The organism is Pedococcus sp. P2_E2 (genome assembly GCF_056403955.1).
In genome coordinates this window covers 187,127-206,347 of sequence record NZ_JBFUEM010000005.1, presented here as the reverse complement: position 1 = coordinate 206,347, position 19,221 = coordinate 187,127, and the positions used below count along the sequence as shown (strand labels likewise).

Annotated in this window: 16 protein-coding genes; 11 read left to right on the top strand and 5 right to left on the bottom strand. The window is 70.5% G+C overall.

The annotated features are described in order from the left end of the window. The first annotated feature begins 42 nt into the window (after positions 1-42). From AC1DWR_RS12300 to AC1DWR_RS12280, 5 genes are all read left to right on the top strand, one after another. Positions 43-1,893: a glycoside hydrolase family 3 protein gene (locus tag AC1DWR_RS12300; RefSeq protein WP_477624536.1), complete on the top strand. Its 1,851-nt coding sequence runs from the start codon at positions 43-45 to the stop codon at positions 1,891-1,893. Positions 1,894-1,918: 25 nt separating this feature from the next. Further along, positions 1,919-3,115: an ROK family transcriptional regulator gene (locus tag AC1DWR_RS12295; protein WP_477624535.1), complete on the top strand. Its 1,197-nt coding sequence runs from the start codon at positions 1,919-1,921 to the stop codon at positions 3,113-3,115. Positions 3,116-3,234: 119 nt separating this feature from the next. Next, the gene (locus AC1DWR_RS12290; protein ID WP_477624534.1) at positions 3,235-4,326 is read left to right on the top strand and encodes an ABC transporter substrate-binding protein; all 1,092 of its coding nucleotides are present in this window, start codon (positions 3,235-3,237) and stop codon (positions 4,324-4,326) included. A 143-nt stretch (positions 4,327-4,469) separates the two neighbouring features. Next, positions 4,470-5,342 (top strand): ATP-binding cassette domain-containing protein, encoded by an 873-nt coding sequence (locus tag AC1DWR_RS12285; RefSeq protein ID WP_477614147.1) that lies wholly within the window; start codon positions 4,470-4,472, stop codon positions 5,340-5,342. Beyond that, entirely contained in the window at positions 5,339-6,616 is a 1,278-nt protein-coding gene (locus tag AC1DWR_RS12280; protein ID WP_477624533.1) for a sugar ABC transporter permease, read from the top strand. The genes AC1DWR_RS12285 and AC1DWR_RS12280 overlap by 4 nt, the downstream gene beginning before the upstream one ends. Before the next feature lie 167 nt (positions 6,617-6,783). Here AC1DWR_RS12280 and AC1DWR_RS12275 read toward each other — a convergent pair whose 3' ends face one another. Then, positions 6,784-7,836 carry an SGNH/GDSL hydrolase family protein gene (locus tag AC1DWR_RS12275; RefSeq protein ID WP_477624532.1) on the bottom strand — a complete coding sequence of 351 codons (1,053 nt, stop codon included), beginning with the start codon at positions 7,834-7,836 and terminating at the stop codon, positions 6,784-6,786. Positions 7,837-7,978: 142 nt separating this feature from the next. Continuing rightward, a complete protein-coding gene (locus tag AC1DWR_RS12270; RefSeq protein ID WP_477624531.1) occupies positions 7,979-8,326 on the bottom strand; it encodes a glyoxalase superfamily protein in 348 nt (115 codons plus the stop codon). Between the two features lie 221 nt (positions 8,327-8,547). Here AC1DWR_RS12270 and AC1DWR_RS12265 point away from each other — a divergent pair, with 221 nt between their 5' ends. Genes AC1DWR_RS12265 through AC1DWR_RS12255 form a run of 3 tightly spaced genes read left to right on the top strand, consistent with a single transcriptional unit; the run spans position 8,548 to position 11,063 of the window. Further along, positions 8,548-8,895, top strand: coding sequence for a hypothetical protein (locus tag AC1DWR_RS12265; RefSeq protein WP_477624530.1), 348 nt, complete (start codon positions 8,548-8,550; stop codon positions 8,893-8,895). A 27-nt stretch (positions 8,896-8,922) separates the two neighbouring features. Continuing rightward, positions 8,923-10,164 carry a cupin domain-containing protein gene (locus tag AC1DWR_RS12260; RefSeq protein WP_477624529.1) on the top strand — a complete coding sequence of 414 codons (1,242 nt, stop codon included), beginning with the start codon at positions 8,923-8,925 and terminating at the stop codon, positions 10,162-10,164. After that, the gene (locus AC1DWR_RS12255) at positions 10,161-11,063 is read left to right on the top strand and encodes a sucrase ferredoxin (RefSeq protein ID WP_477624528.1); all 903 of its coding nucleotides are present in this window, start codon (positions 10,161-10,163) and stop codon (positions 11,061-11,063) included. The genes AC1DWR_RS12260 and AC1DWR_RS12255 overlap by 4 nt, the downstream gene beginning before the upstream one ends. A gap of 80 nt (positions 11,064-11,143) precedes the next feature. On the opposite strand, the gene AC1DWR_RS12250 is transcribed toward AC1DWR_RS12255, so the two are convergent. Further along, the gene (locus tag AC1DWR_RS12250) at positions 11,144-12,805 is read right to left on the bottom strand and encodes a metallophosphoesterase family protein (protein WP_477624527.1); all 1,662 of its coding nucleotides are present in this window, start codon (positions 12,803-12,805) and stop codon (positions 11,144-11,146) included. Positions 12,806-12,907: 102 nt separating this feature from the next. Between AC1DWR_RS12250 and AC1DWR_RS12245 the strand changes: the two genes are divergently transcribed. The 3 genes from AC1DWR_RS12245 to AC1DWR_RS12235 all read left to right on the top strand — a co-directional run bounded on the left by AC1DWR_RS12245 (position 12,908) and on the right by AC1DWR_RS12235 (position 16,875). Continuing rightward, the gene (locus AC1DWR_RS12245) at positions 12,908-13,609 is read left to right on the top strand and encodes an HAD-IA family hydrolase (protein ID WP_477624526.1); all 702 of its coding nucleotides are present in this window, start codon (positions 12,908-12,910) and stop codon (positions 13,607-13,609) included. A 53-nt stretch (positions 13,610-13,662) separates the two neighbouring features. Continuing rightward, positions 13,663-15,318: an FAD-binding dehydrogenase gene (locus AC1DWR_RS12240; RefSeq protein WP_477624525.1), complete on the top strand. Its 1,656-nt coding sequence runs from the start codon at positions 13,663-13,665 to the stop codon at positions 15,316-15,318. A gap of 111 nt (positions 15,319-15,429) precedes the next feature. Next, complete coding sequence (locus AC1DWR_RS12235; RefSeq protein WP_477624524.1) at positions 15,430-16,875, top strand: LVIVD repeat-containing protein; 1,446 nt, start codon at positions 15,430-15,432, stop codon at positions 16,873-16,875. Between the two features lie 10 nt (positions 16,876-16,885). Here AC1DWR_RS12235 and AC1DWR_RS12230 read toward each other — a convergent pair whose 3' ends face one another. Together AC1DWR_RS12230 and AC1DWR_RS12225 are read right to left on the bottom strand one after the other, a co-directional pair. Further along, positions 16,886-18,541 carry a DUF885 domain-containing protein gene (locus AC1DWR_RS12230; protein WP_477624523.1) on the bottom strand — a complete coding sequence of 552 codons (1,656 nt, stop codon included), beginning with the start codon at positions 18,539-18,541 and terminating at the stop codon, positions 16,886-16,888. Positions 18,542-18,569: 28 nt separating this feature from the next. Then, positions 18,570-19,163 carry a bacterial proteasome activator family protein gene (locus tag AC1DWR_RS12225; protein ID WP_477624522.1) on the bottom strand — a complete coding sequence of 198 codons (594 nt, stop codon included), beginning with the start codon at positions 19,161-19,163 and terminating at the stop codon, positions 18,570-18,572. Positions 19,164-19,221: the final 58 nt, after the last annotated feature.

The following is a 19,221-nucleotide window of genomic DNA, read 5'->3' as shown; positions in this document are numbered from 1 at the left end:
GACGACCCCCACAGGCACGACAAACACGACTGAGAGGTCACCATGCACCCGGTCAGGAAGACCAGCCCCGAGGGCGTCGAGTACCGCGACCTCAACGGGAACGACCGCATGGATCCGTTCGAGGACCCACGTCTGACCGTGGAGGAGCGGGTCGAGGACCTGCTGCCCCGGCTCTCCCTCGAGGAGAAGGTCGGCCTGATGTTCCAGACCGTCATCGAGGCGGGCGCGGACGGCACGGTCAAGGAGGCGGCGGGTGCCATCAGCAAGTCGGGCACCTCGGACGTGGTGCTGCGCAAGCACCTCACCCACTTCAACGTGCACGCCCTCGACGACGCCCGCATGGCCGCCCGCTGGCACAACGCGCTCCAGGCCATCGCCGAGAAGGCGCCGCACGGCATACCTGTCACGATCTCCACGGATCCTCGGCACGCGTTCATCGAAAACGCCGGTGCCTCCTTCGCCGCCAAGGCGTTCTCGCAGTGGCCCGAGTCGCTCGGACTCGCGGCCCTGCGCGACGCGGCGCTGGTGCGCGAGTTCGGTGACATCGCGCGCCAGGAGTACTGCGCCGTCGGCATCCGCGCCGCACTGCACCCCACCCTCGACCTCGCCACCGAGCCGCGGTGGGCTCGCCAGTCGGGCACCTTCGGCCAGGACCCTGACCTGGTGACCGAGTTGGCCGTGGCCTATCTCCAGGGCTTCCAACAGGATTCGCTCGGACCTGGCAGCGTCGCGTGCACGAGCAAGCACTTCCCGGGCGGCGGTCCGCAGAAGGACGGCGAGGACGCGCACTTCCCCTACGGACGCGAGCAGGTCTACCCCGGCGACCGGTTCGCCGACCACCTCAAGCCGTTCCCGCCGATCATCGCGGCCGGGACCGCGGCGATCATGCCCTACTACGGGATGCCCATCGCGCTCGAGGTCCACGGCGAGAAGATCGAGGAGGTCGGCTTCGGCTTCAACAAGCAGATCGTCACCGGCCTCCTGCGCGGCACGCTCGGCTATGACGGAGTCGTCGTCACCGACTGGGAGCTCGTCAACGACAACCACGTCGGTGACCAGGTGCTGCCCGCGCGTGCCTGGGGGGTCGAGCACCTCGACCCGGCGGCCCGGATGGAGCTGATCATCGAGGCCGGGTCGGACCAGTTCGGCGGCGAGGAGTGCGTCGAGCTCCTGCTCGACCTGGTCGCCGAGGGTCGGGTGGCCGAGTCACGCATCGACGAGTCGGTGCGCCGGCTGCTGGCCGTGAAGTTCCGGCTCGGACTGTTCGACGACCCGTTCGTCGATGAGGACGCCGCGGCAGAAACGGTGGGGCGCAAGGACTTCCGCGATGCTGGGTATGCCGCGCAGGCACGGTCGGTGACCATCCTCCAGAACGGTACGGACCGGCATGCCCCTGTGCTGCCGCTGTCCCGGGGCCAGCGCGTCTATGCCGAGAACGTGTCGCCGGAGGCCGTCGCCGTGCTCGGCGAGCAGGTCGACCGGCCCGACGATGCCGACATCGCGCTGGTGCGGCTGATGGCGCCGTTCGACCCGAGGTCCGACCTCTTCCTGGAGTCGTGGTTCCACCAGGGCTCGCTCGACTTCCCGCCGGGGCTGGTCTCGCGCCTGGCCCGGATCGCAGCCCACTGCCCGTTGGTCGTCGACGTGGTGCTGGACCGACCCGCCGTCCTCACCCCGCTGCTGCCCCTGACCAGCGCACTCGTGGGCAGCTACGGCACGAGCGACGAGGCCCTGGTCGATGCGCTGACCGGCACGGTCGCGCCGGTGGGCCGCCTGCCCTTCGACCTGCCGCGCTCCATGGAGCAGGTCCGCCGGCACGGCGAGGACGTCCCCGGGTACGACGACCCGTTGTTCGCCTTCGGGCACGGTCTGGCGGTCATCCCTACCGTTTGACCGTCCCACCCTTTATGTTTAGGCCGTGAATCCATCCCAGGCGGCTCCCGGCTCGCAGGCGTCCCTGCGTGAAGCCAACCGGCTGCGTGTCCTCGAGGCGCTGCGGGACCAGGGCGCCATGACACAGGTGGAGATTGCCGGGTTCACCGGGCTCAGCCCGGCGACGGTCTCCAACATGGTCAAGGAGCTGGACACCTCCGGCGCGGTCGAGCTCGAGCCGAGCATCAGGAACGGCCGGCGGGCAGTCCTGGTGTCGCTGGCGACCGGCAGCGTACTCATCGCCGGCATCGCCTTCGGCGACCGCGACGTGCGGGTCGCGCTCGGCACCGGGCCGCGGAACATCATCGGGCGACAGCGGATGCCGCTACCCGCCGACCACGCAGCCGACGAGGGGATGGACCGGGCATCGCGCCTGCTGCTCGACCTGGTCGAGAAGGCCGGCAAGACGATGGCGGACGTCCGCGCGGTCGGTGTGGGCATCCCGGCACCCGTCGACTCCGTCTCTGGTCAGGTGGGGAGCGAGAGCATCCTGCCCGGCTGGCGCGGTGTGGCCGTCGCATCCGAGATGCAGGGGCGGATCCAGGCCCCCGTGACGGTTGACAACACGTCGAACCTGGCGGCGCTGGGGGAACTCAGATGCGGTGTGCTGCAAGGGGTTCAGCACGGTGTCTACATCAAGCTCTCGTACGGTGTCGGAGCCGGCCTGATCCTCGACGGTGACCTCTTCCGGGGCGCCGCCGGGACGGCCGGGGAGATTGGGCACCTCACGATCGACGAGAACGGCCCCGTCTGCCGCTGTGGCAACCGGGGATGCCTGGAGACCTACATCGGGGCGCGCGGGCTGCTCGACGCGTTGGCCTCCTCGCACGGTCCGTTGAGCCTGCGTGACGTGATCACGCGCGCGCTGGACGGAGACCCGGGCTGCAAGCGTGTGCTCGAGGATGCCGGTCGGCACCTCGGGGTCGCCGTCGCGGGCCTGGTCAACCTGCTCAACCCTGAGGTCATCGTGCTCGGGGGGCAGCTGTCCAGGGTCGGCTCGATCATCATCAGCCCGATGCGTGCGTCGCTCGAGCGCTGCGCCATCCCGAGTGCTGCCGCCTCGGTCGTGGTGCGCGAGAGCGAGCTCGACACGGATGCCGACGTGGTCGGCGCCCTGGTGTGCGCAGCGGCTCTGCTGCCGGCCAACGCAGGGGTCTTGGCGACCGCCGTACCCATTTCTTGAATTCAACCCTTGACCCCATTTCTTGAATTCAACTCTTGACGTCAACGGTCAGACAGCGCTTAACTCAGTGCACGCCCGCACCAACGTGGTTGTCGGCGCCTGACCAAGGGAGTTCAGCTATGCCCACCCGTTCCATTCGTCTCGCCGGGGCCGCGCTAGTGGCTGGCCTCGGCCTCGCGTCGCTCGCCGCGTGTGGCGGCAGCGGTGACTCCGGCTCCGGCACCAGCTCATCATCGTCCGGTGGCGGTGCAAAGAAGACCATCGCCCTCCTCCTGCCCGAGTCCAAGACCACGCGCTACGAGACCTTCGACCGCCCGCTGTTCGAGGCTGCCGTCAAGAAGGGCTGCGCAGACTGCAAGATCATCTACAGCAACGCCGACCAGGACCCGGCCAAGCAGCAGCAGCAGGCCGAGGCCGCGCTGACCCAGGGCGCCAACGTCCTCGTCCTCGACCCGGTCGACGGCAAGGCTGCTGCCGCGGTGGTCGCCAGTGCCAAGGGCCAGGGCGTTCCCGTCGTCGCCTACGACCGGTTCATCGCCGGCGCGGACTACTACGTCTCCTTCGACAACGAGACCGTCGGCAAGATCCAGGCCCAGACCCTGGTCGACACGATCAAGGCCGGGGGCAAGACCTCGGGTGACATCGTGATGATCAACGGCGCGCCGACCGACCCCAACGCCGCCAGCTTCAAGAAGGGCGCCCACAGCGTCCTCGACGGCAGCGGCTTCAAGATCGCGGCCGAGTACGACACCCCGGACTGGAGCCCCGACAAGGCACAGGCCTGGATGGAGGGCCAGATCTCGGCCGTCAAGGGCAACCTCGTCGGCGTGTATGCCGCGAACGACGGCACCGGCGGTGGCGCGATCGCAGCGCTCAAGGCCGGTGGCGTGAACCCGCTCCCGCCCGTCACGGGTCAGGACTCCGAGCTCGCCGCGATCCAGCGGATCCTCGCCGGTGACCAGGCCATGACCATCTACAAGCCGGTCCCGCCGGAGGCCGAGGCCGCCGCCAAGGCTGCCATCGCGCTGGCGAACAAGCAGAAGCCCGAATCGACCGGCGACACCGACGGTGTCCCCTCGACCATCCTCGACCCGATCGCGGTCACCAAGGACAAGGTCAAGGACACCATCATCAAGGACAACGTCTACAAGATCGCGGACCTCTGCTCCGGTGCTTTCGCGGCGGTCTGCGCCAAGGCAGGCTTGAGCTGACGCACCCGCACCAGCGGGTGGGGGCAGCGCCTCGGCGCCGTTCCCACCCGCCGGTGCACGCGGCATACCGACACGACGGACCCGTTCCGACGCAACGGCATTCGCACTCGCTCCGGCTCCACCGAACCACACGAAGGACTGACATGACCGCGACCCTCGCACCGCCGACGACAGCCGTCCTGGCGCTCACCGGCATCTCCAAGCACTTCGGCGCCGTCCAGGCACTCAAGGACATCGACTTCGACGTGAACTCGGGCGAGGTCGTGGCCCTGGTGGGCGACAACGGCGCGGGGAAGTCGACGCTCGTCAAGACGATCGCCGGCGTCTACGCCCCCGACGAGGGCCAGATGACGTTCGACGGCAAGGCCGCCAGCGTCGCCAGCCCGGCGGAGGCCCAACACCTCGGCATCGCGACGGTCTTCCAGGACCTGGCGCTCTGCGACAACCTGGACGTCGTCGCCAACCTCTTCCTCGGCCGGGAGCTCTATCGCGGCCGTGCCCTCGACGAGGTGACGATGGAGCAGGAGTCCTGGCGGCTGCTGCGCCAGCTCAGTGCCAAGATCCCCTCGGTGCGCATCCCGGTCGCCAGCCTCTCCGGTGGCCAGCGCCAGACCGTGGCCATCGCCCGGTCTCTGCTCGGGGCGCCCAAGGTGGTGATGCTCGACGAGCCGACCGCGGCTCTCGGCGTCGCCCAGACGGCCGAGGTGCTGAACCTCGTGGAACGCCTGCGGGAGAACGGACTCGGGGTCATCCTGATCAGCCACAACATGTCGGACGTGATGGCCGTCGCCGACCGCGTGAGCGTGCTGCGCCTCGGTCGCAACAACGGCACGTTCAACGTCAGCCAGACCACCAGCCAGGAGATCATCGCCGCGATCACGGGTGCGACGACGAACGCCGTCTCCCAGCGGGCCGCCCGCCGCGCGGTCACTCCCGAACCCGCAGACACGACCGGCACCGAGACCACAGGCCCAGCGGCCACCGGTCCCGCTGCGACCTCGGAGGAGCAGTCATGAGCACCCCCACGCCCACCCCCGAGGCGCAGGCCCTGGACGCCACGGCCGCGCTGCCCGCCGACCTGCAGGACGAGCGGCTGATCGCGTCGCAGGGCATCGGCGGCTTCCTGCGCGCGTTCCTGTCGCGGCTGCGCAGTGGTGACCTCGGGTCGCTGCCCGTCGTCGTCGGCCTCATCGTCATCTGGGGCGTCTTCGCCCTGCGCAACGACGCCTTCCTGTCCAGCCGCAACCTCGTGAACCTCACCCAGCAGAGCGTGCCCACGGGGATCATCGCGCTCGGGATCGTGCTGGTGCTCCTGCTGGGCGAGATCGACCTTTCGGTCGGCTCGATCAGCGGGTTGTCGGCCGCCATCCTGGCCGTTGGCTTCGTCGGTCACGGGTGGTCGCTGCCCCTCGCGATCATCGCCTCCCTCGTCGCGGGCGCGGTCATCGGCGGGGTCTACGGCGTGCTCTACACGCGGTTCGGCGTGCCCAGCTTCGTCATCACCCTGGCTGGACTCCTCGGCTTCCTGGGCCTGCAGCTCAAGGTCCTCGGGAAGGAGGGGTCGATCAACATCCCCTTCGACTCCGCGATCGTGAAGTTCTCCGCCCTGAAGTTCCTCCCCGATGCGGTGGCCTACCTGATCGTCGTCGCTGCGGTGCTCATCTACGCGGCCCTGCGCCTGCGTTCCAACCAGCGTCGCGCTGCCGCGGGTCTGTCCACGACACCGGTCGTCACGGTGGCGCTGCGTTCCGTGGCGCTCCTGCTGCTTCTGGGCATCCCGGTCTACGTGCTCAACCGGGACCGTGGCGTGTCCTACATGTTCGTGCTCTTCCTCGCGCTCGTGGTCATCTTCGACTTCGTCATCCGGCGCACGTCGTGGGGTCGATCGGTTCTGGCGATCGGCGGCAACGTCGAGGCCGCCCGTCGCGCGGGCATCAACGTCAAGCGCATCTACGTCACCGTCTTCGTGTTCTGCTCGACCCTCGCGGCCCTCGGTGGCCTCCTCGCAGCCGGTCGCCTGGCGGCCGCCAACCAGAGCAGCGGCGGCGGCGACGTCAACCTGAACGCGATCGCGGCCGCTGTCATCGGTGGTACGTCGCTGTTCGGCGGGCGTGGCTCGGCCTACTCCGCCCTGCTCGGCATCCTCGTGATCCAGTCGATCTCGAACGGCCTGAGCCTGGTCAACCTCGGCTCGCCCGAGCGCTACATGATCACCGGCGGCGTCCTGCTGCTCGCCGTCATCGTCGACTCCCTGAGCCGCCGCAGCCGCGCCGCCCACGGCCGCGCCTGAGCGGTTCCCGCACGACGACAGGAGGGGTATGCCGGGTGGTCACCACCCGGCATACCCCTCCTGCCGCCCGTCCCACCTTTATCGGRTGACCCGATAAAGGGCGGCTTCACCCGGAAACGGTTTCCGGGTGAAGCCGCCCTTAGTCCCTCAACCCGATAAAGGTGTGATCAGGGGGTGGCGAGGTGGTCTGCGGCCTGGCGCTGGGACCAGGCCCGGTCGGCGGCATCGATGCTGGCGCGCGAGTGGAGATCTACACCGGCGCGCTTGGCCGCCGCCCTGGCGGCAGCCGTCGTCAGGTCGGGCGCGCGGAACTGCTCAGGCGTGATCGAGGCGTCGACGCCTGCGTAGCGACGCTGTTGGCTGGCGAGGCGGTCGGCCGACAGCTCGGCCTTGCGCAGGCTGACAGCGGTGACCATGAACGCGCTCCCCGTCAGGGGGGTGCTCACGAGCGGGGCGTAGCCGTCGCGGTGACCGGCGACGTTGGGGTGGTAGCTCTCACCGACCGGGTTCGACAGCCCGTTGAGCCATTCGACGTCGTCGCACACGGCGTGGCCCACGAAGCGGCTGGTGGGATTGGCGAAGCTGAAACCCTTGGCGCTCGCCTGGGTCGACGTCTTGCTGTTGAGCAGGTCGGCGGTCTGGTTGAGCCGGGACTCCTCGGCGGGGGAGAACCAGGTGAAGGCGTTGCAGTCCTCACCCTGGAAGATCCGGGGGTAGCCGACCACGACCACCTTGGCGTTCGGCGCCTTGGCCCTGATCGAGGCATAGAGGGTCGAGAGCCTCGCGGGAAGGGTGCTGTTGATGATGGACTGCGCGGCGTCGATCGCCCCGTTGCAGTCGCTCATCCAGCCCGGCTTGGCACACTCGGTGAGGACGTCCGCGAACCCCGCGTCGTTGCCACCGACCGAGATGGAGACCTGCGTGGTGGCGGCAGACAGTGCGCTCAGCTGGGTGTTGGTGACGTCGGCGACCTTGGCACCAGAGCAGGCCCGGAAGTTCAGGGTCAGCCCCTTGCTTGCCGAGATGAGCGACGGGTAGGCGTAGACCGAGCGCTGGCACGAGGTGCCGTCGTTGATGTACGTCCGGGTCCCGGTCCCGGATGAGTACGAGTCGCCCAGTGCCACATAGGAGTTCGCAGCCTGCGCCGGTGCTGCCGAGACAGTGAGGGCGGTCGCGGCACCCAGTGCCGCGATCACGCCGAATGCGCGGGTCATCGCCATTGACATCTCCCTGCGGTCCAGTGGATCGGTGAATGCACAGTAGGGCTGCCAGGACCGTGGTGAGCGCCCAGCGCGAAGTCGGGAGGAACCCTTGTCAACTTCATACCTGCCGCAGGGGGTTCGCGCTCACCTTCGTGGGGAGCTACCCGTCGGCCACTGAGCCTGTCGACGTGCCCACGCGAATCCGGTTGCCGTCGGGGTCGACCAGCTCGGTGTCGCGCGCCCAGGGGTTGTCCTCGACGACCGTGCCGAACTCGGCCGCCACGACGTCGACGTCGTCGACCCACAGGTAGGCCAACCCGCCCGGCCGGGCGTCGCCGAGGTGCTCGGACAGGTGGACGTGGACATCGCCACGACGGACGATCAGGTAGACCGGCATACCGGGCCCGAACCGGTGCGCGCTCACCTGCTCGAACCCGAGCCGCTCGTACCACGGCAGGGCCGCGAACGCGTCGGCCACTCGCAGGATCGGGCTGATGCTCTCGGTCAACGGGACCTCCTCGGACGGGCGCGGTGCTGGTGGGTGGCCGCCGAGATCATCCTCGCAGGGACTGCCCCCGACCGCCCGGTTCTCCGGTATGGCGAAAGGTGTGCGTGATCGGCCCCTGACCTGCGCAAACGCCAGGTTCTGAGTGGCGGCTCAGGGCTGCGTGGCATAGGAATGGGGAAGCGGCGTGACACGGCGTCGCTCGACGACAGGGAGAACCAGCCATGACCGAAACCCCCCTGAACGAAGCAAGCGACGACGAGGCCGGCATCGGACCGTCTGATGGTGGTGCGGCCGGTATGCCGGGCAGCGCCGACGACGGTGGCGCGGACGGTGGAGCCGACGGCGGCGCGGGCGAGGGCCCGGCCGATGGTGGCGCGGACGCCGGTGGCCACGACGGTGGCGCGGACGGTGGAGCCGACGGTGGCGCGGACGGCGGAGCCGACGGTGGCGCGGACGGCGGAGCCGACGGCGGCGCGGACGGCGGAGCCGGGGAAGGTCCCGCGGATGGCGGCGCGAACCCCGACGGGCACGACGGTGGTGCCGACGGCGGTGCAGACGCCCAGGCGTAGCGATCCCGACCTTCCGTCGGTGACTCGGTGACGACCACGTCGCCGCACCGGGTGCCTGCCACCAGCGGTGGGCACCCGGTGCTGTCACGACTGCTGGCCGTCGCCCCGGCCGAGTTCGCGCAGCGCTACTGGTCGCGCGAACCCCTGCTCAGCCGAGCGGCCGACCTGCCGAGGTCCTTCGACGACCTCTTCTCCGCCGATGCCGTCGACGAGCTCGTCTCCGGTCGTGGGCTACGAACACCGTTCCTGCGCATGGCGCGTGAGGGGACCACGCTCGAGGACCGCAGCTTCACCCGCGGCGGAGGGATCGGCGCCGCCATCGGTGACCAGGCCAGCGACGACGCGGTCCTGCACCACTTCTCCGAGGGTGCGACGTTGGTCCTTCAGGGACTGCACCGGACCTGGCGCCCGATCATCGACTTCTCCCAGGCCCTGGCGGCCGAGCTCGGTCACCCGGTGCAGGTGAACGCCTACGTCACCCCACCCGAGAACACCGGCTTCAGTGACCACTACGACGTGCACGACGTGTTCGTCCTGCAGGTCGCGGGCGAGAAGAGGTGGCGGATCCGCCCACCCGTGCACGAGCTGCCGCTGCGTGACGAGCCGTGGACGGACCGGCGAGCTGCCGTCGAGGAGGCTGCCCAGGACCGACCCCTCATCGAGGAGACCTTCGCCCCGGGTGACTGCCTCTACCTTCCCAGGGGATACCTCCACTCGGCCACGGCCCTGGGGGGTACGAGCATCCACCTCACCATCGGCGTCCATTCGTGGACCCGACGCCACGTGGCGGACGAGCTCGTTCGCGCCGCCGTGACCCGCGCCAGCCGATCCCTCGAGCTGAGGTCGGCCCTGCCGGTGGGCACGGACCTGGTCGCGGGCGGTCCGGCCGCCGGCGACGTCGAGGCCGTCCGTGCCGCCCTGATCGAGGCGCTTGCGGAGGTCGACGCCGCCGACCTCCGCAACGGCCTGGCCGGCGCGGCCCGAGCCGCCCAGCGCCCGGCACCGTTGGCACCGTTGGCCCAGGCCGAGGCGGCCCGTGCCCTCACCGAGTCGTCGCGGGTCGAGCTGCGCGCCCATGTGGCGGCCGCCCTCGTGCCGGCCGCCGGAGGCCGCACGGTGCTGCGCAGCCGAACCGGAGCGCTTCCCGTCGAGCGAGCCGACCTGGCTGCCGTGGAGCAGCTCCTGGCCTCTGGCTCCGCGACTGTGGGGGAGCTCGGGCTGGACCTCGCCCGGACCCTGATGCGCTCCGGCGTCGTCGTCCCCGGATGACGACTCCCCGGTGCTCGACGTCTGCCCGGCGTCGGGGCGACCCGCTGGTGGGCACCGCGGCTCCGGCCGTGCGGTGGCTCCTCGTCGAGCACCCTGGCGGGTGGGCTCCAGCAGCGCTCGACAGCCCCGGCATCGACGCGGCGGTCGCGGATCGCCTGCATCGGACCGCCCTGGACGTCGGTGGCAGGGTCGTGCTGATCCGCCGACCCGGCCGGCCCGTCGTGCCGCGACCTCCGGAGCAGCGCCGCTGGACCGTTCTCGACCTCGACGGCCGACAGCAGTGGGGCACCTGGGGGCGGTCGGAGGACCTGCTCGCCGCCGGCTCGGCCCTGCTGCACGGACCCGCCGGCAGGGTCGGCGGACACCCGCCCGACCCGCTCTTCCTGGTCTGCACGCATGGCAGGCACGACCTCTGCTGTGCGGTCAGGGGGCGCCCGGTCGCTCAGGCGCTCGCGGTCCGCTGGCCGCAGCAGACCTGGGAGTGCACCCACATAGGCGGCGACCGGTTCGCCGCCAACCTGCTCGTCGTCCCCGACGGCACCGTCTATGGCGGCCTCGACGCGGCGAGCGCCGTCGACGTGGTGCAGGGCCACCTCTCAGGGTCCGTGGACGTGGAGCACCTGCGCGGGTTCTCGGCCCACCGACCCCCCGTGCAGGCCGCCCTCGCTGCGGTTCTGCGCGCCCACGGTCCGGCGGCGGCCGGTGACGTGCTGCCCGGCGAGGTGGTCACGGACGGCAAGGTGTGGCGCGTCGAGGTGCTGGGCCGGGGAGCCGTGCCGGCGCGGTCGGCGGTGACCGTCCGACGCACCAGCCAGGCCGCCGCCCGGCTCACCTGCCGGGCCGAGGCCGACGCCACGGCGTACACGTGGACTGCCGTGGTCGCCGGCCCCGCCGGCTAGGACCGGGCCGACCCGGCTGGCCAGGAGGGTCAGGCCGGCCAGGAGGGGTCAGGAGGGCCCGCCCGTCCCGGAGACGGGTTTCAGCGTGGCGTGGCGGTCACGCGTTCCCTGGTCTGCTCCACGGTGGGACCGCAGGTCCGGGTCGGCTTCGCGGCTCCGGGCGTCCCGGCGCCCTCGCCCTCGCCGGCCGGCGGTGCAGCTTCGGGTGCACGGTCCTCGATCCTCGACCCGTTGATCAGGGTCACGTCGTCGTAGGCGGGGCGTCCTTCGATGACGTTGCGGAACTGGTAGCGCGTGAGTGAGGCCAGTCGGCAGTCGGTGCCGAACGTCGCGATGTCGAACGCGGACGGCTGGCCGGTGAGCTCGCCGGCGTCGCCCTTGTCGCCGTTGCCGGCAGCACCTGTGTCCTCGCTCGCGATGAAGTGGCTGAACGGTCCACCGCCGGTGAAGGTGCCGACTCCGATCCGTGACCCCTCGAGCTGCGTGGCGTGCAGGTGGCCGTTGACCCGGATGCCTGCCCGGGCAACGTCCTTGGCCGCCGACGGCTCGTGGGAGACGACGATGTCCGGGGCGGCGAGGTCCGCCATGGCGGCGTTGAACCGCGCTGCCGCCGGCCTCTGCTTGGCGGCGTTGTTGGTGTTGTCGTCGCCGAACCACCGAGGGTCGTTGAACCCGGCGATCCGCAGGCCGTGGATGCTCTCGACCGTGTAGGTCTGAGCGTCGGGCTCGAGCAGCACGACGTTCCGGATGGAGGCGAGCCGGTCCAGCACCTCACGGTCGACGTCGGACCGTCCGTCGTGGTTGCCCTTGACGAAGAGGTACGGCACCCCCAGGGAGGCGATTCCCTTGAAGAGGTCGGCCGCATCCGCCTCCGTGGCGCTGCCGAAGTTCACCAGGTCACCGGAGTCGATGACCGCGTCGATCCGCTCCTGCTCGACGATGGTCTTCATGAGGGCGTACTGGTCGGCGCCGTGGATGTCCGACACGAGCAGGATCCGCGCGGCGACCGGCTGGCCGAGCACCTGCGGTGAGTACTTGTCCTGGAGCGCGGCCGAGAGCGCGAGCAGGTTCTTGAGGTAGGGCGTGACCTGCTCGGCCCTGGTCTCGACTCCCTCCAGCAGGTCGGCGTTGCGCTGGACCGTCCCGAGGATCCCTGTGGTGGTGAAGCTGTCGAGCCGTTCGGGCTGGTAGGTCACCCCGATCACCCCGAACGTCGCGACGCAGGAGGAGACCCACACGGAGGCGACCACCGCGCTCCACCGCACCCGCGGCGCGCGTCGCCGCCACGCGGCATACCCGCCGAGGCCGAGGAGGGCCACGACGAGGGCACCGGCGGCGAACCGCCAGCCCAGGGCGATCGCGCCACCGCGGGCGGCGCGCTCGAGCTCGAGGGGACCGGGCTGGAGGGACTGGACCGAGATGTTGGGACGCGCGAGGAGATCGGTGATGCGTTCCTTGACGTGCACCTGGGCGACCACGCCGGGTGCCGGCACCAGTCCCGCGAAGTCCATCCGGATGTCGCCGAAGATGGTCGGGCTCTGGATGGCGGAGACGTCGCCGGGGTTCAGCGACAGCCGCAGGTCGGCGCCGTAGTTGAGGGTGTCGGCACTGCTCGGGAAGAGCGTCGTCGCGGCCACGCCGCCGCTGTTGCAGGCGACGAAGAGGACGACCAGGGCGCCGAGCCGCAGCAGCCACCGGGACACACGCCGCCACCGACGTGGGCTCTCGGGGGGCGTGCTCACCTCTCCACCGTAACGGGCGACGCCGGTGGCCCCACGGTCACCAGCCCCCGCCTCCTCCCCACCTCCTCCATGCCGCCCCCCAGGGCCTCCTAGGCTTGGGGTATGCCGCGCAGCCTGGGAACGCTCGAGGGCCGCACCTTCGCGGCGGTGTTGTTCGACATGGACGGGACGCTGATCGACTCGATTCCCGTGGTGGTCCGGTCCTGGCTGCGCTGGGCGCAGGAGGAGGGTGTCGACCCCGGCCGGCTGAACGGCTTCCACGGTGTGCCGGCGCGGGGCATCATCACGGCGTTGCTGCCGCTGGAGCGCGTCGACGCCGCCTTCGCCCGGATCGAGGCGATCGAGATCGCAGACACCGAGGGCATCGCGATCCTTCCCGGCGCGCTCGACGCGCTCACCACCCTGCGCGCCGCCGGGGCCGACGGCCGCGACCTGGCGGCGATCGCCACCTCGTGCACGACCCCGCTGGCCACCGCGAGGATCGCCGCGACAGGGGTTCCTGCGCCCGCTGTCGTGGTGACCGCGAGCGACGTGGCCCGGGGCAAGCCGCACCCCGACCCCTTCCTGCTCGCAGCTGCAAAGCTGGGGGTCGACCCGGCCGACTGCCTCGTGGTGGAGGACGCGCCCGGCGGGCTCGAAGCAGCCCGGGCGGCTGGGTGTGCGACGCTCGCCGTCACGACGACGACGGCTCGCGCCGAGCTCGTCGCGGACGCGGTGGTCGACGACCTGGGCGACGTGCGGTTCGTCGTCGAGTCCGGTCGCGTTCGCCTCACGGACCGCCCCCGGGTGACCGACCCCGGGTGACCGATCCCTTGTGACCGAACCCGCGGTGACCGCCTGCGCCATAGGGTGCGGTCATGGACGCTGACGTCATCGTGGTCGGAGCCGGACTGTCCGGACTCGTTGCTGCTGCCGAGATCGCCGATGCCGGGCGCCGGGTCCTGGTCGTCGACCAGGAGAGTGCGGCGAACCTCGGCGGGCAGGCGCACTGGTCGTTCGGTGGGCTGTTCCTCGTGGACAGCCCCGAGCAGCGACGGATGGGCATCAAGGACACCGTCGACCTGGCCTGGCAGGACTGGAACGGCTCGGCGGGTTTCGACCGGCTCGACGACGAGGACAAGTGGGGCGCCCAGTGGGCCCGCGCCTACGTCGACTTCGCGGCCGGGGAGAAGCGGGCCTGGCTGCACGAGCAGGGCATGCGGTTCTTCCCCGTCGTCGGCTGGGCCGAGCGCGGCGACGGGTCCGCGTCGGGGCACGGCAACTCGGTGCCGCGGTTCCACATCGTCTGGGGGACCGGGCCCGGGGTGCTGGCGCCGTTCCTGAGGCGCGTCGCCGAGCACGTCGCAGCGGGTCGCGTCGAGCTGCGGCACCGGCATCAGGTCGACGAGCTGATCACCTCGGACGGCACCGTCACCGGGGTCCGGGGCACGCTCCTGGCTGCCGACGATGCCTCACGGGGCAGGCCGACCAACCGCGACGCCGTCGGCGAGTTCGAGCTGACCGCGCAGGCGGTCGTGGTCACCAGCGGCGGCATCGGCGCCAACCACGACCTCGTCCGCGCCAACTGGCCCGAACGGCTGGGCGGCGCGCCCGAGCACATGCTCACGGGGGTCCCGGCGCACGTCGACGGCCGGATGCTGGCCATCACCGAGGCCGCGGGTGGGCGCCTGGTCAACCGTGACCGGATGTGGCACTACGTCGAGGGCATCGAGAACTGGGACCCCATCTGGCCGTCCCACGCGATCCGCATCCTGCCCGGGCCGAGCTCCCTGTGGTTCGACGGGAACGGCGACCGGCTGCCGGCCCCGCTCTTTCCCGGCTTCGACACGCTCGGCACGTTGTCGCACCTGCGCCGGACCGGGCACGACCACAGCTGGTTCATCCTCACGAAGAAGATCATCGGCAAGGAGTTCGCGCTCTCCGGTTCGGAGCAGAACCCCGACCTCACCGGCAAGTCGGTCAGGGACGTGCTCGGGCGTGCCCGGGCCGACATGCCCGGACCGGTGCGCGCGTTCCTCGACAAGGGCGCCGACTTCGTCTCGGCCGACACCCTCGGCGAGCTCGTCGCCAAGATGAACGCGCTCACCCCCGACGCGCCCCTCGACCTGGCCCACCTCGAACGCCAGATCGTCGACCGTGACCGGCAGATCGACAACGACTTCTGCAAGGACGCCCAGGTGACCGCCGTGCGTGGGGCGCGGAACTACCGTGGTGACAAGCTGATCCGCACGGCGTCACCACACCGCATCCTCGACCCCAAGGCCGGCCCGCTCATCGCGGTGCGCCTCAACATCCTCACCCGCAAGACCCTCGGCGGCCTCGAGACCGACCTCTCTTCGCGCGTCCTGTCCGCATCGGGTGAGCCGGTGCCCGGCCTGTATGCCGCGGGCGAGGTTGCCGGGTTCGGCGGCGGTGGGGTGCACGGGTACCGCGCGCTCGAGGGCACCTTCCTCGGCGGCTGCATCTTCTCCGGGCGCACCGCAGGCAGGGCAGCCGCAGCCGCCGTCAGCTGACCGCGGGTCGCTGGTTCGTCGAGCGCGGCCCACCGGGCCGCCGCCGCTTTTCGTGACTTGTCCGGGCTGAGCCTCGTGGTCCGACCAAGAGCCGCACCTCTGGAGGATCACATGCACCGCATCAGCCCATCCGTTCGCGCCGTCCTGACCGGTATCGCGGGCGCCGCCATCCTGGTCCCGTCGACGGCCGGGTTCGCCTCCGCTCACGGAGACCACGGCAAGGACGCAGGGCGAGCGGCAGCAGCGCGTCAGGCCTACTCAGGCGGCACGAGCGTGCCCTTGGTGAACAGCCCCAACCTGCGCCTGGAGGCGAACTTCCCGGAAACGGCCGGCATCTCCGGCTGCTTCCTCAAGACCGCACCGCTGTTCGTCATGTCCTCGCTGGACTCGCTCAGCGTCTTCGACGTCAGTGACCCGGTCGCGCCCAAGCTGGTCGGCACGCTGCCCAACCTGGTCTTCGAGAACGAGGCGATCAACTGCGGCGAACGCAAGACCGCTGCCGGTACCGAACGCTTTGCGCTCATCGGTGTGGACACCTACGACGTGTCCGCAGACATCCAGCACACCGCCGCGGCGGCTGGTGGCAAGGAGCTCATCGTCGTCGATGTCACTGACCCGACCAAGCCCAGACTGCGCTCGAGCGCGACGGCCACGACGAGCACGCACACGGTGGCCTGCGTCGACGACCGCGACTGCCGCTACGCCTACTCCGCAGGTGGTCGCACGAACTTCTCGATGATCGACCTCGACAACCTCGACGCACCTCACGAGGTCGACGCGGACCCGGCGACGGTCGGGGTTCAGCCCTTCGCCTCGCCGAGCGGTGGGCACAAGTGGAACTTCGACAAGGCCGGATACGCGACGCACACCGGCTACAACGGCTCGTCGATCTTCGACGTGCGCGACCCGCTTCACCCGCGTGTGGTCACGACCACGGGACTCGCCGGCCGCGGGCTCGAGGCGGACGGCACCACCAAGAACGGGTACAACGACTTCATCCACCACAACTCGTTCCGGCCCAACGCCGAGGCCTTCGTCGCTGACGCAGCACCCAGCCTGGCCAACGGCAACATCCTCCTGGTCACCGAGGAGGACTACGAGCAGGTCGACTGCACCAAGTCCGGCTCGTTCCAGACCTGGTGGGTGAAGCGGCTCGACGGCACCCCGGACGCGATCGTCCCGCTCGACAAGGTCGAGCTGTCCGACCTGGGTTCGTTCCCGCTGCCCGTCGGCGCGTTCTGCTCGGCACACTGGTTCGACTTCCACCCGTCGGGAGTCGTCACCGTGGGCTTCTACGGCGGCGGGACCCAGCTGGTCGACGTCCGCGACCCCCGCGACATCAAGCCGTACGGCCATGCCGTCTGGGGCGCATCGGAGGTGTGGGACTCCTACTGGGTGCCGGACTACACCAAGCACGACGTCCGAACCGACCGCAAGACCAACGTCGTGTACTCGGTCGACCTGGTCCGGGGACTCGATGTCTACACCGCCGACCTGCCGGGTGCGCGGACCACGTCGGTGGCACCGTCGGCCGTTCCCAGCGGCCTCCTGCCCTAGGGCCAGGCCGTCAGGGGAGGCGGTGGCGGACGACGGTGTCGAGCACGGCCAGGGGCACGCTGCCGCCGTCGAGCACGGCGTTGTGGAACGCCTTGATGTCGAACCGGTCCGCTTGTCGCTCCTGTGCTTCCCGACGGATCCGCAGGACCTCGAGCCGCCCGATCATGTAGCCGCACGCCTGACCCGGCATCACGGCATACCTGTCGATCTCGGCCTTGACCCCACCGACGCTGAGTGGGCAGTTGGCGACCATGTAGTCGACGGCCTGCTGGCGGCTCCATCCCATCGCGTGCAGGCCGGTGTCGACGACGAGCCGGCAGGCGCGCATGGAGTCCATGGTGAGCATGCCGAGCCGCTCGAGGGGACTGGTGTAGAGGCCCATCTCGTCGGCGAGGCGTTCGGTGTAGAGCCCCCAGCCCTCGGCGTAGGCGTTGAAGATCGTGAACTTGCGGTACTTCGGCACCTCGGTGAGCTCGCCGGCGATGGCCAGCTGGAGGTGGTGGCCGGGGATGCCCTCGTGGTACGACAGCGCCTCCAGCTCGAACCGTCCCCAGTGCGCCGGGTCGGCCGTGTTGATGTAGAACGTCCCGCCGCGGCTGCCGTCGTCCGCGGGTGGGAAGTAGTAGGCCGCGGCACCCACGTCGGTGGACTTCACCACGCAGTCCGCGACCGGCAACCGGTCGAACCACTCGGGCATGACCCCGCGCGCCTTGGCGAACGCCGTCTCGCAGGCGGCGACGATCTCGGTCGAGCTGGAGTGCCGCAGCGCGGGGTCGTCCCGAAGGGCCCGGTAGATCGACGGGAGGTCGTCGGTGCCGACCACTTCCGGTGCGAGAGAGCGGTACTCGTCCTCGAGCGAGGCGATCTGCTGCAGCCCGATCTCGTGGATCTGCTGGGCGGTGAGGGAGGTCGTCGTGTCGCGGGCCAGCAGGTGGGCATAGGTCTGCTCCCCGTCCGGGAGCCAGGACAGGCCGCACTGCTCGTCGGGTCGCATGACCGGGGTGACCTCGTCGCGCAGCACGTCACGGAAGGCCTCGAGGGCGGGACGGACGTCGGCGGCGATGACGTCGGCGAGGCGGCCGCGCCAGGCCTCGACGTCATAACCGGCAGGCGGTTCGGTCGTGGACGTGAGGAGCACGTCCTCGTCGAGCGGAGTGGCCAGCCACTGCTCGACCTGCTCGATCGAGCGTTCCACGGCGAAGGCTGCGGGAGTGCGTCCCGAGGCCACCCCCTCGCGGTGCCGCTCGGCGAAGTCCTTGATGTTCTGGCCGATCCCGCGGTACTTGGACACCATGGCGTCGGCGACGTCCGCGGTCGGCAGCGACAACCCGGCGATGGTGACACCGAGGGCGACCTGGACCCCGAAGACCGGGTCGACGCCGAACTCGGCCAGGTGCGACTCGCCCACGTCGGCGGAGGTCGTCGCGTCGAAGGCCACGACGTCGCGGGTCACCCGGTCCGGGCCGTCGAGGCCCTCGTCGGGGATGGCTTCGGCGCGCGCGGCGAACTCGCGAAGGGACGCGACCTCGGCGTCCTCAGCAGCCCGCGACCCGTCCTCGTACCGGTCGGCGAAACGGTAGTCACCCAGCATGTGCGCCCAGGTGGGCGAGGTCCGCATGCGGTAGTCGTGGAAGTCGTCCGCCAGCTGCTGCACCGAGTCCGTCATGACCCAGAACGTAGCGGGTGGTTGCCTGTCAGAGGTACTGGCCCGTCGGGCCGCTCTCACCGGGGTGTGGAGGTATGCCGTGTGCGCCGGCCATGCCCTCGGCGCCGGGTCCGCCCTCGGGCGCGTGACCGGGCGGAAGGGCTCGCCGCATCTGCTGGAGCTGTTGCTGGGCCGCCATCTGCTGGGCGAACAGCGCCGTCTGGATGCCGTGGAACAGGCCCTCGAGCCAGCCCACGAGCTGGGCCTGGGCGATGCGGAGCTCGGCGTCCGTGGGTGGTTCGTTCTCGTTGAAGGGCAAGGCGATCCGCTCGAGCTCGTCGATCAGCTCGGGAGCCAGGCCGTCCTCGAGCTCCTTGATCGAACGGCGGTGGATCTCCGCCAGCCGGGCCCTGCCGGCCTCGTCGAGCGGGGCGTTGCGCACCTCTTCGAGCAGCTGCTTGATCATCGAGCCGATGCGCATGACCTTGGCCGGCTGCTCCACGAGGTCGGCGGGGTTCGTGGGTCCATCCTCACCGTCACGGTGCGGGGCGACGCCCATGCCGTCCTGGGTCACGACCACGACGCGCTGCTGGTCGCCGTTGCCGGTCGGGTCGGTCTCGTGCTGGTCTGGCGTCTGGCTCATGCCACCCATCCTGCCCCACCCCGTCCACGGGCATCAGGGGTGTGGACGCGGGACGGCG